The 14,832-nt window shown below is 65.6% G+C and carries 15 protein-coding genes; 11 read left to right on the top strand and 4 right to left on the bottom strand.

What is annotated here, in order from left to right:
- Positions 1 to 17 precede the first annotated feature (17 nt).
- From Q1Y33_RS01020 to Q1Y33_RS01005, 4 genes are all read right to left on the bottom strand, one after another.
- Positions 18 to 374, bottom strand: coding sequence for a four helix bundle protein (locus Q1Y33_RS01020; protein WP_300797409.1), 357 nt, complete (start codon positions 372 to 374; stop codon positions 18 to 20).
- A gap of 34 nt (positions 375 to 408) precedes the next feature.
- Positions 409 to 1,086 carry a tRNA (guanosine(37)-N1)-methyltransferase TrmD gene (gene trmD, locus Q1Y33_RS01015; protein WP_300797407.1) on the bottom strand — a complete coding sequence of 226 codons (678 nt, stop codon included), beginning with the start codon at positions 1,084 to 1,086 and terminating at the stop codon, positions 409 to 411.
- Positions 1,087 to 1,108: 22 nt separating this feature from the next.
- Positions 1,109 to 1,837, bottom strand: coding sequence for an FkbM family methyltransferase (locus Q1Y33_RS01010; RefSeq protein WP_300797405.1), 729 nt, complete (start codon positions 1,835 to 1,837; stop codon positions 1,109 to 1,111).
- A 78-nt stretch (positions 1,838 to 1,915) separates the two neighbouring features.
- On the bottom strand, positions 1,916 to 2,587 hold the full coding sequence (locus Q1Y33_RS01005) for an MBL fold metallo-hydrolase (protein ID WP_300797403.1): 672 nt from the start codon (positions 2,585 to 2,587) through the stop codon (positions 1,916 to 1,918).
- Positions 2,588 to 2,765: 178 nt separating this feature from the next.
- Between Q1Y33_RS01005 and Q1Y33_RS01000 the strand changes: the two genes are divergently transcribed.
- The 11 genes from Q1Y33_RS01000 to Q1Y33_RS00950 all read left to right on the top strand — a co-directional run.
- Complete coding sequence (locus Q1Y33_RS01000) at positions 2,766 to 3,911, top strand: hypothetical protein (RefSeq protein WP_300797401.1); 1,146 nt, start codon at positions 2,766 to 2,768, stop codon at positions 3,909 to 3,911.
- Positions 3,912 to 4,113: 202 nt separating this feature from the next.
- Complete coding sequence (gene rlmD, locus Q1Y33_RS00995; protein ID WP_300797400.1) at positions 4,114 to 5,523, top strand: 23S rRNA (uracil(1939)-C(5))-methyltransferase RlmD; 1,410 nt, start codon at positions 4,114 to 4,116, stop codon at positions 5,521 to 5,523.
- Between the two features lie 88 nt (positions 5,524 to 5,611).
- The gene (locus Q1Y33_RS00990; RefSeq protein ID WP_300797398.1) at positions 5,612 to 6,304 is read left to right on the top strand and encodes an SIMPL domain-containing protein; all 693 of its coding nucleotides are present in this window, start codon (positions 5,612 to 5,614) and stop codon (positions 6,302 to 6,304) included.
- Positions 6,305 to 6,623: 319 nt separating this feature from the next.
- Positions 6,624 to 7,079: a cytidine deaminase gene (locus Q1Y33_RS00985; RefSeq protein ID WP_300797397.1), complete on the top strand. Its 456-nt coding sequence runs from the start codon at positions 6,624 to 6,626 to the stop codon at positions 7,077 to 7,079.
- A 31-nt stretch (positions 7,080 to 7,110) separates the two neighbouring features.
- Positions 7,111 to 7,797, top strand: a complete 687-nt coding sequence (locus tag Q1Y33_RS00980) for an RluA family pseudouridine synthase (protein WP_300797395.1) — start codon at positions 7,111 to 7,113, stop codon at positions 7,795 to 7,797.
- Positions 7,798 to 7,817: 20 nt separating this feature from the next.
- On the top strand, positions 7,818 to 8,273 hold the full coding sequence (gene dtd, locus Q1Y33_RS00975; RefSeq protein WP_300797393.1) for a D-aminoacyl-tRNA deacylase: 456 nt from the start codon (positions 7,818 to 7,820) through the stop codon (positions 8,271 to 8,273).
- Positions 8,274 to 8,290: 17 nt separating this feature from the next.
- Complete coding sequence (locus tag Q1Y33_RS00970) at positions 8,291 to 10,087, top strand: DNA/RNA non-specific endonuclease (RefSeq protein ID WP_300797391.1); 1,797 nt, start codon at positions 8,291 to 8,293, stop codon at positions 10,085 to 10,087.
- 4 nt (positions 10,088 to 10,091) lie between these two features.
- Entirely contained in the window at positions 10,092 to 11,045 is a 954-nt protein-coding gene (locus Q1Y33_RS00965; protein WP_300797389.1) for a TIGR01212 family radical SAM protein, read from the top strand.
- An 18-nt stretch (positions 11,046 to 11,063) separates the two neighbouring features.
- Positions 11,064 to 11,957 carry a YitT family protein gene (locus tag Q1Y33_RS00960; protein WP_300797387.1) on the top strand — a complete coding sequence of 298 codons (894 nt, stop codon included), beginning with the start codon at positions 11,064 to 11,066 and terminating at the stop codon, positions 11,955 to 11,957.
- A complete protein-coding gene (gene priA / locus Q1Y33_RS00955) occupies positions 11,957 to 14,215 on the top strand; it encodes a primosomal protein N' (protein WP_300797386.1) in 2,259 nt (752 codons plus the stop codon). The genes Q1Y33_RS00960 and priA overlap by 1 nt, the downstream gene beginning before the upstream one ends.
- Positions 14,199 to 14,832, top strand: a 634-nt coding sequence (locus tag Q1Y33_RS00950; protein ID WP_300797384.1) for a phosphoribosyltransferase family protein, incomplete at its 3' end; no start/stop codon positions are given. The genes priA and Q1Y33_RS00950, both read left to right, overlap by 17 nt.

Below are 14,832 nucleotides of genomic sequence, written 5' to 3'. Positions count from 1 at the left end.
AAAGTGCCTGTGAAAAGTCAGGGCATCGCGGCAAGCTTTTGTTTGGTTGTCTTGACTGTCCGGGTCAGCAGTTTCTGCAACTCTATGCACGCTTCGTAAAGCGTGCGGCAGGAGTCCTGCTCGGTCAGACCCGATTCGACGAGCACTTCCAGCCAGTATTTCGTTTCGGTACACTCTTTCAGGGCGATGGATATTTTGGATAGAAAATCTTTGTCGCTTTGCGCATTGGCGGCCTCGGCGATATTCGCTCCGATGGCGGTGCCGCTTCGCAGCAGCTGCCTGGACAGAACATGCTCCGCCTTTTCGTCGGTCAGATACTTGTAGAACCGGACGATGTCAACGGCGAACCTTTTGCTCCTGTCCTGTATAATCATTATTGTCTGTTATTTACTTTTCTCCTTTTACCTTTCACTTTTCCAAAAGGTCGGGGCGCAGACGGCGCGTGCGCTCCCACGCCTGCTCGTCCTGCCACTTCTCGATCTCGGCGAAGTTGCCCGAGAGCAGCACGTCCGGCACGCGCCAGCCCCGGAACTCCGCGGGCCGCGTGTAGATGGGCGGTGCCAGCAGGTTGTCCTGGAACGAGTCGGTCAGCGCCGAGGCCTCGTCGCCGATTGCCCCGGGGATGAGCCGCACGACCGAGTCGGCGATGATGCAGGCGGCCAGCTCGCCCCCCGTGAGGACGTAGTCGCCGATCGAAATCTCGTGCGTGATGAGGTGCTCGCGGATGCGGTGGTCGATGCCCTTGTAGTGGCCGCAGAGGATGATGATGTTCTCGAGTGTCGAGAGGCGGTTGGCCTCGTGCTGGTCGTAGCGCACGCCGTCGGGCGAGGTGTAAATCACCTCGTCGTAGTGCCGCTCGGACTGGAGTTTCTCGATCAGTTCGAAGACCGGCTCGCACTTCATGACCATCCCCGCCTCGCCGCCGAACGGGTAGTCGTCCGTGGTCTTGCGGCGGTCGTGGGCGTAGTCGTGGAGGTTGTGTACGACGATTCGGGCAAAGCCCTTCTCCTGCGCCCGCTTGAGGATCGATTCGTTCAGGGGCGAGGTCATGAGGTCGGGAACCGAGGAGATGATGTCGATGCGCATGGCTGTGTCGTTTTTTCGGATGTTACTGCGGCCGGAAGATGATGTCCTTCGTCGTGCCGTCGGCCAGGGGCACCTCGCGGCCGTTGTCGAGCGTGAAGCCCGCATAGCCCATCCCGGTGAAGAGGCGGATGATCTTCGGCCGGTTTTCGCCGCCCGTCTCGATAAGCACCACGGGCCGGAAACGTTCCAGAAGGGGCTGCATCTCGCGCATGACGTGGAGTTCGTACCCCTCGATGTCGCACTTGATGAAGTCGAGGCGGCCGAGCGAGGCGAAGAGCCGGCTGCCGCGCCGCATTTCGGCCTCGAAGGCGACGCCCCGTGCCGTGCCGCGCTCGTCGACGAAGTTCTGCCCCGTGCCGAGGTAGCCCGTCGCGCAGGCCGAGTCGTTGGCCATGCGCACGGTGCGCTCCTCCTCGCCGAGGGCGTAGGGGAGGATATCGACGTTGCGGCAGCGGCGCGTGTTGCGGCGCAGAACCTCCAGCATGGGCGGCATGGGCTCCACGGCAAGGACGCGCCCCGCGGGCCCGACCAGCCGCGACAGCGTGCGGGTGTAGTAGCCGAGGTTGGCGCCGATGTCGATGCAGACGTCGCCCGTGCGGACGAGCGACGCGAGGTGGTAGACATACTCCGTGGCGGGGGCGCGGCGTCCGATGCCGAGGCGCTGCCAGAGGAAGAACAGGCGGCTCACGGCGCGGAGGTAGCCCCCGAGCGGCAGCGTGTGGTAGAGTATTCGGTGGATCAGGCGTTTCATTCCGTTCGTGTTGATTTGCGGCGGCGGGCCGGCCGGCTGTCCGGTGCGGGCTCCGCGCACCGCAGGTTGCGGCTCCGGTTACCGGTCGCGGTAGTTGACCTCCTCGTTGAGGACCTCGACGATGAAGGGGTTGTAGAGTGTCTCGTGGCCGAGCGTCGTTTCGGGCCCGTGGCCCGGGTAGACGTGCGTCTCGTCGCCCAGCGGGAGAATCTGCTCGAGGATCGAACGCATGATCCACGAATAGTCGCCCCCGGGCAGGTCCGTGCGGCCGATCGACTCGCGGAAGAGCGTGTCGCCCGTGAAGAGGGCCCGCGACTGCGGCTCGTGGAAGACCACGTGGCCCGGCGTGTGGCCCGGCGTCGGGATCACCCGCAGGGTCGTCTTTCCGAAGCGCAGCTCCGTCATCGTCTCCAGATCGAGGTCCACCGAGGGCATGGCGCCGATCTTCACGCCGAAGACCGACCCGCTCACCGCGGCGTTGTCCAGCAGGAACCGGTCCTTCGACGAGAGGGCGAAGGGGATGCCGTAGCGCTGTTTGAGGTGCTCGACGCCCAGCGTGTGGTCGAAGTGGCCGTGGGTGTTGGCCGCGAGGACGGGCTTCAGCCCCTGCTGGGCGATGAAGTTGTCCAGCGCGGCATCCTCGCGCGGGGAGGAGTTGCCGGCGTCGATGATGATGCATTCGTTCGTGTCGTCCCAGACGACATAGGTGTTCTCCTGAATCGGATTGAAAGGCAGGCAGGCGATTTTCATGTTGCGCGTATTGTTCCGTATGGTTGCGTTGGGACAAAGATAGCATTTTTGCGGGAAATTTCCTTATCTTTGAATCGCCCGTGCGGGGCCGGCCGCGTGCCGGCTGCCGGGTCGCATGCCGCTTCCGGCGAAAAAAACGGTGCGATCCTTGCGGCGCGGGTGTCAGAAAGGGATGAAAATGAAGCGAAGTGTGTTGCTGGTGCGGCTCTGTGCCGCACTGCTGGCGGCTGCGGCCTGGTCGGGCTGCTCGCTGCTGAAGGTCTCCGTGTCGACGGGTGACCCGCTGCCGAAGGAGCAGCTGCGCATCCGGACGATGACGCGCGGGTTCTATTACGAATTGACGGACGAGGTGGCCCGGACCGCCGACTCGATCGCCGCCGCGGCGCCCGATGCCGCGACGTGCATGGCGGCCGTGCGGTGGAAGATACGCACCGCGCGCGCCGCGGTCGATGCCGCGATGCAGGGCATGCCCGACGTGGCGCTGGCCGACCTGTGGATTCTCTGCCGGCGCATGGATACGGAGTTTGCTGCGCGGCCCGACTCGCTGCTCTTCGGGGCGCAGAGCGGCATGGCCCGCGCAACGGCCGCGCGGCTCGACCGGCAGGTCGGGACGCTGGCGCGCCGCCTGCTCGATGCGGAACGTTATGCCCTGATGGCGGATTTTGTCGCGGAGTATGTGGCGGAGAATCCGCTCCCCGGAGAGGATACCTCCGACAATACGACCCTGGCGTGGATCGACTGCCTCGAGCGCCACGGCCTGCCTTACGATGCCGCCACGGGGTCGATCGCCGAGGTGCTGGCCGATGTCAACGACCGCGTGAGTGCCCGCACGCAGCAGCTCTCCAGCACGCTCGGCTGGTCGGGCGACCTGCTCGGGATGCAGCTGCGGCAGGACAGCCTGCGCACGCAGGTCGGGGCGCAGCTCGATTCGCTGGAGCGCAGTTTCGACCGCATGGTCGCTGTGGCGGAGCAGCTGCCCGACATCTCGGAGCGGGCGCTTGCGGAGCTGCGCGTACAGGTTGAGGGGGTCATGGCGTCGATGGATGCCACGGTGCAGTACGCCTTTTCGGCGCTCGACATGCAGCGCGAGGCGATCCAGACCTACGTGAGCCGCGAGCGGCAGGCGGCCGTTGAGCAGCTGCGCGCGTCGGCCGAAGAGCTCGTCGTGCAGACGATGGAGCAGGTGCCGGGGCTGGTCGGGCGGGTCGTGCTCTATGTGGTGCTGGCGCTCGTGGTCCTCATCGGCGGACCCTTTGCACTGGGGTTCTGGCTCGGCGGCGTGCGTCAGCGCGCCCGGGACAGACGTCCGGAGCGGCCGGAGTGAACGGTGCGGTGCTGCCGGTGCGGCCCGGCCGGTGCGGGCCTTGTCCGGTGCGGTCGGCGGTTTGCCGCAGCGTGCGGAAAGGAATCTCTGCCGGGCGGATTCTGCGGCGCAGGGTTTGTCCTGCGGCCCGATTCGGGAAAAATGGGCCGTTTTGTGCCGTAAATTTCGGATATGTTGTACCTTTGCGGAAAAACCGGAACAGATGGCAAGAAAAAAAGCGAACTATCCCCTGATCGAGGGGCTTGAGATAACGACGCTGGCGGCCGAGGGCAAGGCCATGGGACGCTGGCAGGATGTGGTGGTCTTCGTGCCGATGACCGTGCCGGGCGACGTCGTCGACGTGCAGATCCGCTGCAAGCGCCGCCGCTACATGGAGGGCTACGTCGTCCGCTACGTGAAACAGTCGCCGCTGCGCGCCCGGCCCTTCTGCGAGCACTTCGGCGTCTGCGGCGGCTGCAAGTGGCAAAACCTCCCCTACGAGGAGCAGCTGCGCTTCAAGCGCGAGCAGGTGTGCGACCAGCTCACGCGCATCGGCAAGGTCGCACTGCCCGAAATCCGCCCCTGCCTCGCCTCGGCGCAGACGCAGTTCTACCGCAACAAACTCGAATTCACCTTTGCCGACCGCCGCTGGCTCACGCGCGAGGAGGTCGCCTCGGGTGCCGACCTGGAGGCCGCGCCGGCCGTCGGGTTCCACATTCCCGGCATGTTCGACAAGGTGCTCGACATCCGCCGCTGCTGGCTGCAGCCCGAGCCGTCGAACGCCATCCGGCTGGAGGTCAAGCGCTTCTGCCTCGAACACGGCTACACGTTCCACAACGCCCGCGAGCACAGCGGGCTGATGCGCAACATGATCGTGCGCACGGCCTCGACGGGCGAGGTGATGGTCATCGTCGTCTTCGGCGCCGACGACCGGCCGCGCATCACGGCCCTGCTCGACCACCTCGCCGAGGCCTTCCCGCAGATCACGTCGCTCTTCTACGTCGTCAACACGAAGCTCAACGACTCGGTGGGCGACCTCGAGGCGGTCTGCTACCGCGGCAAGGACCACATCATCGAAGAGATGGAGGGGCTGCGCTTCAAGGTGGGGCCCAAGTCCTTCTACCAGACCAATTCGGCACAGGCCTACGAGCTCTACAAGGTGGCGCGCGACTTTGCCGACCTGCAGCCCGACGAGGTGCTCTACGACCTCTACACCGGTACGGGCACCATCGCCAACTTCTGCGCCGCGCGCTGCCGCCGCGTCGTGGGTATCGAGTATGTGCCCGAGGCGATTGCCGACGCGAAAATCAACTCCGAGCTGAACGGCATCCGCAATACGGTCTTCTATGCCGGTGACATGAAGGCGGTGCTCGACGACGCCTTCGTCGCGGCGAACGGACACCCCGACGTCGTGATCCTCGACCCGCCGCGCGCCGGGGTCGACGAGCCGGTGCTCGACGTGCTGCTGCGGGCCGCACCGCAGCGCATCGTCTACGTGAGCTGCAACCCCGCTACGCAGGCCCGCGACCTGGCGGTGCTGGACGCTGCCTACCGGGTCGAGGCCGTGCAGCCGGTCGACATGTTCCCCCACACGCACCACGTGGAGAATGTCGTGAAGCTCGTGCGCCGCTGATCCCGCAGTGCGGTTTCGGCGGGCGGCATGCAGTATTTTGCGCTGCCGGCCGTTTGGTATATAAAGGAATCACCTAAAACGAAACGATATGAAACGGATTATTTTGCTGGCTGCTGCAGTGCTGATTGCCTGCGGGGCCGTTGCGCAGACGAACGAGCCCTATCCGAGCTACGTGCAGGTGACCGGCAGCGCCGAGCGGGAGATCGAACCCGACGAATTTTACCTCGCCGTCACAATCAACGAGCGCGACTCGAAGGGCAAAATCTCCATTGAGCAGCAGCAGCGCGAGATGGTCGCCGCGCTGAAGAAACTGGGGGTCGATGTCGCCGCACAGCTCAAGGTCTCGAACCTCTCGAGCGCCTTTTTCAAGCGCAATACGTCGGTTGCCAAGGCCCGGTATGAACTGCGGCTGGGCTCCGCCGCCGAGGTGGTCGGGGTGTGGCAGGCACTGGATGCGCTGGGCATCTCGGAGGTTGCGATTGAGCGCGTCTCGCACTCGCACATCCGGGAACTGAAGGAGGAGGTGCGTGTCGAGGCGGTCCGCAACGCCCGGCAGAAGGCCGAAACGCTGGCCGAAGCAATCGGACAAAAGGTCGGCCGCTGCTTCTATATCTATGATTGGAACAGCGACGTGACGCCCAGTTATTACGACAATTCGAAAATCGTGCGCGTTGCCTTTGCCACGGCCAAGGGGGACGATGAGAACGAGGAGGAGCTGCCGCTCGACTTCAAGACCATCCGGCTGGAGTACAGCGTGCAGACGAAGTTCGTGCTCGAGTGACGCATCCGCAGCCCGGGGCGTGCCCCGCTGCGCCGAAACTCCTGCGTGCGGCTCGCCGCAGCCGCAGCCTTTCCGTTCGGGCCTTCGGGCCCGGGCGGATTTTTCGTCTGCGCCCCGTGCTTCGGGCTGCGGTTTTCCGCAAAGCCCCGCAGTACCCGCAGTAATAAGCAGTAAATGGCCCAAAACAGGCTCCCGGTCTGCCCTTATACATGAAATATTGCCCGCGGAAGGGCGAAAAAGTAAAAAAACAGCCTGACAAAAGGTCTGTTTTCAAAAGTTTTCGTATCTTTGAAAACTTTACCCCAAAAAACGAAGGAGTATGGAGAAGCAGTTTGTATTTGATTACGAGCATTACGCGTCGCTTGCGGAGCTCTCCGAAGCCGATCGGGAGCTGGTCCGCGAAGCCGAGCGGGCCACGCAACATGCACATGCTCCCTATTCGAATTTCCGTGTGGGCGCTGCGGCCCGGCTGCGCAGCGGTCTGATTCTTCACGGCAGCAATATCGAGAGCGAGGTCTACCCCGCCGGTCTTTGTGCCGAGCGGACACTGCTCTTTTATGCGCAGGCCAACCATGCCGACGACCCGATTGAGACGCTGGCCATCACGTCGGACCCCTCCGAACGCGAATGCTACCCCTGCGGGCAGTGCCGGCAGGTGCTTGTCGACGTCGAACGCCGTCAGGGCTCGCCGCTGCGGGTCATCATGAGCGGCGGCGGCACCGCCTCGGCCGTTTCGTCGGCCTCGCTGCTGCTGCCCTTTACGTTTGTTTTGTAATCCGGGCGGTTGTTCCGCCCTTTTTTTTGACATGTTCACACCGGAGGATATTCTTTACGAAGACAACCACCTGATGGTTGTCAACAAACATTGCGGGGACCTCGTGCAGCCCGACCCGTCGGGTGAAAGCGCCCTCGAGGACCAGATCAAGCAGTTCATCAAACAGCGCGACGCCAAGCCCGGCGCCGTGTTCTTCGGCGTCGTGCACCGCATCGACCGCCCGGTGAGCGGCGCGGTGCTCTTCGCCAAGACCTCGAAGGCCCTCGCGCGGCTCAACGAGATGATTCGCGAGGGACGTATCCGCAAGGTCTACTGGGCGCTGACCGAGCAGACACCCGATCCCGAGACGGGCGAATTGCAGCACTACATCCTGCGCGACCCCCGCACGAACCGCTCGCGGGCCCTCACGGCCCCGAAGGGCGATGCGAAGCTGGCGCGGCTGCGCTACGAGACGCTCGGCGTCTCGGACCATTATACGCTCCTGGGCATCGAACTGCTCACGGGGCGCCACCACCAGATCCGCGCCCAGCTTGCGGCAATCGGCTGCCCGATCCGCGGCGACCTGAAGTACGGCGCGCGGCGCTCGCTGCCCGGCGGCGGCATCTCGCTGCATTCGCGCAGCGTGGAGTTCGACCACCCCGTGCGGCATGAACCCGTGTGTGTCACGGCCCCGGTCCCCGCGGGCGATGCCCTATGGGCCTTCTTTGCAAACCGTTGACCCTGTAACTCCTGCAAACGATGCGAATGCTTGTCCAGCGTGTGAAACACGCTTCGGTGACCATCGACGGCCGTCTCCACTCCCGCACGGGAGCGGGGCTGCTGGTTTTTGTCGGGGTCGGGCTGGAAGATACGCCCGAGGATGTGGAGTACCTGGCGGGAAAGCTCGTGCGGCTGCGCATCTTCGACGACGAGGCCGGGGTCATGAACCTCGACGTGCAGCAGGCCGGCGGCGAGGTGCTCGTCGTGAGCCAGTTCACGTTGCAGGCCTCGACCCGCAAGGGCAACCGGCCCTCCTATGTCCGGGCGGCCCCCGAGGCGGTGTCGCGCCCCTTGTACGAGCGGTTTGCCGCGCGCGTCGCCGAGCTGCTTGCGCGTCCCGTCGCCACGGGGGTCTTCGGCGCCGACATGCAGGTCGAACTGCTCAACGACGGCCCGGTGACCATCTGGATGGATTCCGAAAACAGAAATTACTAACCCTATAACCGCAAGGAATGAAACAGTTTCTCTTCTTGATCTTTTGTACGCTCTCCGCGGCCTTTGTCTCCTGCAAGGAGGAGACAGACGGCGCCGCGGACTTCCGTTTTGCGCGGCCCGAAGTCTCGGACGTAACCCAGACGACGGCCAACGTGTCGAGCCGCGCCGCCTTCACGATCAACGATTATCCCGGTCTGGTGAAGGGCTTTGCCTACGGCCCGGCCGATGAGGCGGTGGACGGCTACCGTCTGGTGACGGTCGACGCGTTCGAGCGCAACGCCATTTCGGCCCGCCTGACGGGCCTCGCCATGGGGACGCGCTACCGCGTGTGTGCCTTCGTCGAGCTGGGGGCCTCGCGTATCATGAGCGAGGGCGCCGAGTTCGAGACCCTCGCCGGCAGCGGCGACGCTCCCGTGCTGGAGATCGTCAGCGAGACGACCTTCTCCGTGCCGGCCGAAGGCGGACGGCAGACGATCCGCTACGAGGTGCTCAACCCGGCGGCGGGCGTCGACGCCACGGCCTCGGGCGACGTCGCGTGGATCACGTCGTTCGACTGCTCGGAGTACGGCGTCGTGACCTTCGCGGTCGGCGCCAACGAGGGGGCTGCCCGCTCGGGCATCGTCACGCTCTCCTACACCGGGGCCGAGGAGCGCACGGTGGTCGTCAACCAGGCGTCGGGCGGGGAGCCCGCACCCGATGAGCCGACCTTCGGCACGCCGTCGCACAGCGGCGTGGCCGCCGACCGCGCGACCGTCACCTGCTCCTTCTCCTACGACGGTTCGGAGAGCGTTTCGAAGGCGTGGTTCGCCTACAAGGCTTCGGGCGGTTCGGAGCGCGAAGCCTCCGTCTCGACCGCCGAGGGGACAAAGAGCACCACGCTGACGGGACTTTCGGCCTCGACGACCTACACCTACCGTCTCTGCGTCGAGATCGGCGGCCGGAGCTATTCGAGCACGACGGCGAGCTTCACGACCTCCGCGAGCGGCGGCGGTACGGGCGCCGGGCTGACGAAGCATTCGGGATGGCCGGAGCTTGTACCCGAGGACGAAGGCAACGGCGACTACTACTACGCCTACCACATGTGTCCCGACTTCAAGATCAACGGACAGGCGGCCCGCAACTACACGGTCTGCTTCAGCGCCGAGCACCACTGCCCGGTGTGGGTGGCCGCGCCGCGCCACGACTGCTACGAGGGCAGCGCCAACCGCACGGATGCCTACCGGCAGGACCCCGATATCCCCTCTAGTATCCAGTACGACAGCAAGGATACGGGTGGCGGCTGCAACAAGGGCCACATGCTCGGTTCGGCCGAGCGGACCCGCTCGACGGCCATCAACCGGCAGGTCTTCTACTACTCGAACATCGCGCCGCAGTATTCGAGCGGCTTCAACACGGGCGGCGGCGGCTGGAACATCCTCGAGGACTGGATCGACACGCAGGTGTGCGCCGACACGACCTACCTGGTCATCGGCACCTACTTCGAGAAGTACACCGACCGCTACGGCAATTCGGCCTCGCCCAAGCGCATCTCGTTCGGTGGGCGCAACGACGTCTCGTGCCCCACGATGTTCTATATCGCCGTGCTGCGCACCAAGTCGGGCCGCTCGGGCAAGTCGGTGCTCGACTGCTCGGCCGACGAGTTGATGTGCGCCGCCTTCGTGCGCTGCCACAACAACAACCTCAAGGGCAAGCAGGTGTCGGCCAAGGACATGTATACGATCGAGGAGCTGGAGGAGCTGACCGGTCATACCTTCTTCTCGAACGTACCCAATGCCCCGAAGAATACCTACAAGGCCTCCGACTGGGGGTTGTAGCTCGATGATCTATCCCTGGGGCGACGACCGGCGGTTCAACTCCTATGCCGGGTATTTCCGCCGCACGTTCGGCGGGCGGGTGCAGAAACTCTCCGTCGACGCGGGGTTCGGCTGCCCCAACCGCGACGGCACGATTTCAACAGGGGGGTGCACGTTCTGCAACAACGGAGCATTCACCCCCTCCTACTGCACCCCCTCGAAGAGCGTCCGGCAGCAGATCGAGGAGGGGATCGAGTTCCACCGCCGACGCTACCGCACGGCGGATCGCTACCTGGTCTACTTCCAGTCCTACTCGAACACCTACGCGCCGCTCGGGCGGCTGCGGGAGCTCTATGCCGGGGCGTTGGCGCACCCGCTCGTTGCGGGGCTCGTCATCGGCACGCGCCCCGACTGTGTCGACGAGGAGAAGCTCGACTACCTGGCCGACCTGGCCCGCGACCGCTACGTGGCCGTCGAGTACGGCATCGAGTCGACCTCGGACGCGACGCTGCGCGCCGTGAACCGCGGGCACGACTTCGCCGCGGCACGCCGCGCCGTGGAGATGACCGCGGCACGGGGTTTGCACGTCGGGGGGCATTTCATCCTCGGGCTGCCGGGCGAGACGGACGAGATGCTGCTCCGGCAGGTCGGAACGATCAACTCGCTGCCGCTCACGACGGTGAAGTTCCACCAGCTGCAGGTCTTCCGCGATACGCTGATGGCCGCCGAGTACGACGCCGACCCCGGGCGCTTCCGCTTCTGGGAGCTGGACGAATACCTCGACCTCTTCGTCGAGATACTGCGCCGCCTGCGTCCCGACCTGGTCGTCGAACGCTTCGCCTCGGAGGCACCGCCGCGCTACCACTACGGCCGCAACTGGGGTCTCGTGCGCAACGAGCAGCTGCTCGCGATGCTCGAAAAAAAATTGGTCGAACGCAATGCATACCAAGGCGAAATTTTCTTAACTTTGCAAACATAACCGTTAAATCCCGTCAAAATGAACCCCATCACTACGGATTCGGTGCTGAGGACCGTCAAGGAGTATTTTCTCATGGCGCTCGGCATGATGCTCTACTCGTTCGGCTGGATCGGCTGCATCCTTCCGGTCCGGGGTACGGGCGGCGGTGCCGCGGGTCTCTCGCTCGTCGTCTGCAACGCCCTTGAACATATCGGCATCTCGATGCAGATCGGTACGATGGTCTTCGTGCTGAATGCCATCCTGCTGCTCATCGCGGGCTTCATCGTGGGGTGGAACTTCGGCGTCAAGACCATCTTCTGCGTCTTCGTCATCTCGTTGGGCATGAACTTCTGGCAGGACGTGCTGCCCGACGGCGACTTCCTCCATCTGGAGCGCATCCTCGCGGTGATCCTCGGCGGCATCCTCGCCGGTGTCGGCATCTCGATGTGCTTCGCGCAGGGCGGCTCGACGGGAGGCACCGACATCGTGGCGATGATCATCAACAAATACCGCACGGTGAGCTACGGCAAGATACTCATCTACTCGGATTTCGTCATCATCGGCTCGACGCTGCTCGTGGGTTTCCACATCGATACGGTGATCTACGGTTACGTCATGACGGCCGTCGTGGGCTATACCGTCGACATGATCATGGCCGGCAACCAGCAGTCGAGCCAGGTGCTCATCGTGACGCATGACTACGAGAAGATGGCCGACGCCATCGCACAGAACGTCCACCGCGGCGTGACGCTCATCGATTCGCAGGGCTGGTACTCGAAGGAGCGTTCGAAGATCGTCATGGTGGTCTGCCGCAAGCGCGAGTCGGCGATGATCCTCAAGTTCGTCAAGACGATCGATCCCGACGCCTTCATCACCGTCGGCTCGGTCATGGGTGTCTACGGCAAGGGCTTCGAGGCGCTCAACAAGTTCTGATGCCGCGCTATGCCGACATAGTCCTGCCGCTGGCCCAACCCCCCTATACCTTCTCCGTCCCGGAGGAGATGCCGCTTGCGGCGGGCGAGGCCGTGGCCGTGCAGTTCGGCGTGCGGAAATTCTATACCGGTCTTGTCTGGCGGGTGCACGAAACCCCGCCCGCATCCGGGCGCGTCAAGCCCGTGCAGCGGAAACTCTACGACCGGCCGCTGCTCACGCCGCAGCGCATGGCGCTGTGGGAGTGGATCGCTTCCTACTACCTGTGTACACTCGGCGAGGTGATGCGCGTGGCGCTGCCGTCGCTGATGAAACCCTCGGCCGAGAGCGAGGAGGCCTTCCGCGAGGAGGAGTTCCGCCCCCGCACGGAGTGCTACGTGTCGCTGTCGCCGGAGCTGTGCGACGAGGAGCGCCTGCATGCCGTGTGCGAACGCCTCGAGCGGCGGGCGCCGCGGCAGTACGAAGCGCTACTCGAGGTGGCCGCGGCGGGTGACGAGAGCCGCATCTCGACGGGCGAGGTGGCGCGCCGCCTGCTGCGGGCCGACTACGGCGCCCTGCAGGCCTTGTGCCGCAAGGGGTACCTGCGCTCCGCGGAGCACGAGCGCACGATCGAACGGGGCGGCTCGCACTTCCTGCTCCCGGAGCTGACGCCGCACCAGCAGGCGGCGCTCGGGGCGCTGCGCGACGCCTTCGCCGCCGGAAAGGGCGCGGCGCTGCTGCACGGAATCACCGGTTCGGGCAAGACCGAAATCTACATCCACCTGATTGCCGAGACGCTCGCCCGCGGGGGCGGCGCGCTGCTGCTCGTGCCCGAAATCGCCCTCACGGCGCAGCTCATCGGCCGCATGGAGCGCATCTTCGGCAGCCGCGTCACGGCCTACCACTCGAAACTCACGCCCCGCAGCCGCACGGAGACCTACCTGCGGCTGAACCGCTCGGAAGGGGGCGAGCTGGTTGTCGGCGCACGGTCGGCGATCTTCCTGCCGGTCCACAACCTGCAACTGATCGTCGTCGACGAGGAGCACGACGCCAGCTACAAGCAGACGGACCCGGCACCCCGCTACAACGCCCGCGACTGCGCCGTGGTGATGGCGCGGCTGCTGGGGTGCCGCACGCTGCTGGGCAGCGCGACGCCCTCGCTCGAGACGTGGCTCAACGCCGAGGGCGGGAAGTACGGACGCGCCGTGCTCACGGAGCGCTACGGCGCCGCCCGCCCGCCCCGCATCTTCGTCTCGGACACGCTGCGTGCGGCGCGGCGCGGCGAGCGGCACGCCCACTTCAACAAGCTGCTGCTCGACAAGATGGCCGAGACGCTCGGCCGCGGCGAGCAGGTGATGCTCTTCCAGAACCGCCGCGGTTTCTCGCCCTATGTCGAGTGCACGGCGTGCGGCTGGACGGCCCGCTGCCCGCACTGCAACGTGACGCTCACCTACCACAAGGCGGGCGGGCGGCTCGTCTGCCATTACTGCGGCCATACGGAGCCGGTGCCGGAGCGCTGTCCGCACTGCCGCGTCACGGATGTCGTGCCGATGGGTTTCGGGACCGAGAAGATCGAGGAGGAGGTCCGCGCGATCTTTCCCGGGGCGCGCGTGGCGCGGCTCGACCGCGACAGCGTGACGAGCGAACGGGCCTTCCGGGAGACCGTCGCCGCGTTCGAGGCCCGCGAGACGGACATCCTGGTCGGCACGCAGATGATTACCAAGGGCTTCGACTTCGCGGGCGTCGGGCTGGTTGGCATCCTCAATGCCGACAACCTGCTCAACAATCCCGATTTCCGGTCCGCCGAGCGGGCCTTCCAGCTCATGACGCAGGTGGCAGGGCGTGCCGGGCGGCGCGACGACGGGGGCGAGGTGGTCATCCAGACGGCCGACCCGGCCCATCCCGTCATCCGACAGGTCGTCGCGGGCGACTACGAGGCGATGGCCCGAGAGCAGCTTGCCGAGCGGCAGGCCTTCTTCTACCCGCCCTATGCGCGGCTGACGGCGCTGCAGCTCCGCCACCGCGACGCGGTGCTGCTGCGGCGGGCCGTGCTGCACCTCGCTTCGGCCCTGCGTGCACGTTTCGGCCGGCGGCTGCTCGGCCCGATGGCTCCGCCCGTGGACCGCATCCGCGGCGAATACCTCGTGGGGCTGCTGCTCAAGATCGAGAGCGGCGCCTCCTCGACCCGGGCCCGCGAACTCCTCTCCGCGGAACTGAAGGCCTTTACGGAAAACCCCGAATACCGCACCGTGGCGGTCACCGTCAATGTCGATCCTCAATGAACTGTGGGGCGATCTCGTGTCGCTCCTCTTCCCGGCGCACTGCGCCGTCTGCGGCGAGCCCCTCGTGCGGGGCGAGCGCACCGTCTGCACGCTCTGCCGCGCCACGGCGCCCCTGACGGGCTACTGGGCCGAAGCCGACAACCCGGTCTTCCGCAAGTGCTGGGGACTGGTGCCCGTCCACCGGGCCTCGGGCTTCCTCTTCTTCGTCCACGGGAGCGGCTGGCGGCAGCTGATCCACGGTTTCAAGTACCGCGGGGCGTGGCGCACGGCCCGCGACATGGGGGCGTGGTACGGCGCCTGCCTGGCCGGGAGCGGGCTCTACGACGACGTGGATGTCGTCGTGCCGCTGCCGCTGCACCCCTTCAAGCGGCTGCGGCGCGGATACAACCAGTCGGAATACATCGCCGAGGGGATCGCCGCGCAGCTGGGCGTTGAGGTCGACCGCCGCAGCGTCGTGCGGCGGCGCAATACGGCGAGCCAGACGCGCCAGCCTCGCCGCGAGCGGGCCCGCAACGTCGAGAAGGCCTTTGCCGTGCGCCGTCCCGAACGGCTCGCGGGGCGGCACGTGCTGCTGGTCGACGACGTGATGACCACGGGCTCGACGCTCCTCTCGTGTG

It is taken from the genome of uncultured Alistipes sp. (assembly GCF_949296715.1).
Taxonomy (GTDB): Bacteria; Bacteroidota; Bacteroidia; order Bacteroidales; family Rikenellaceae; genus Alistipes.
This window is presented reverse-complemented; position numbering and strand designations above follow the sequence as displayed.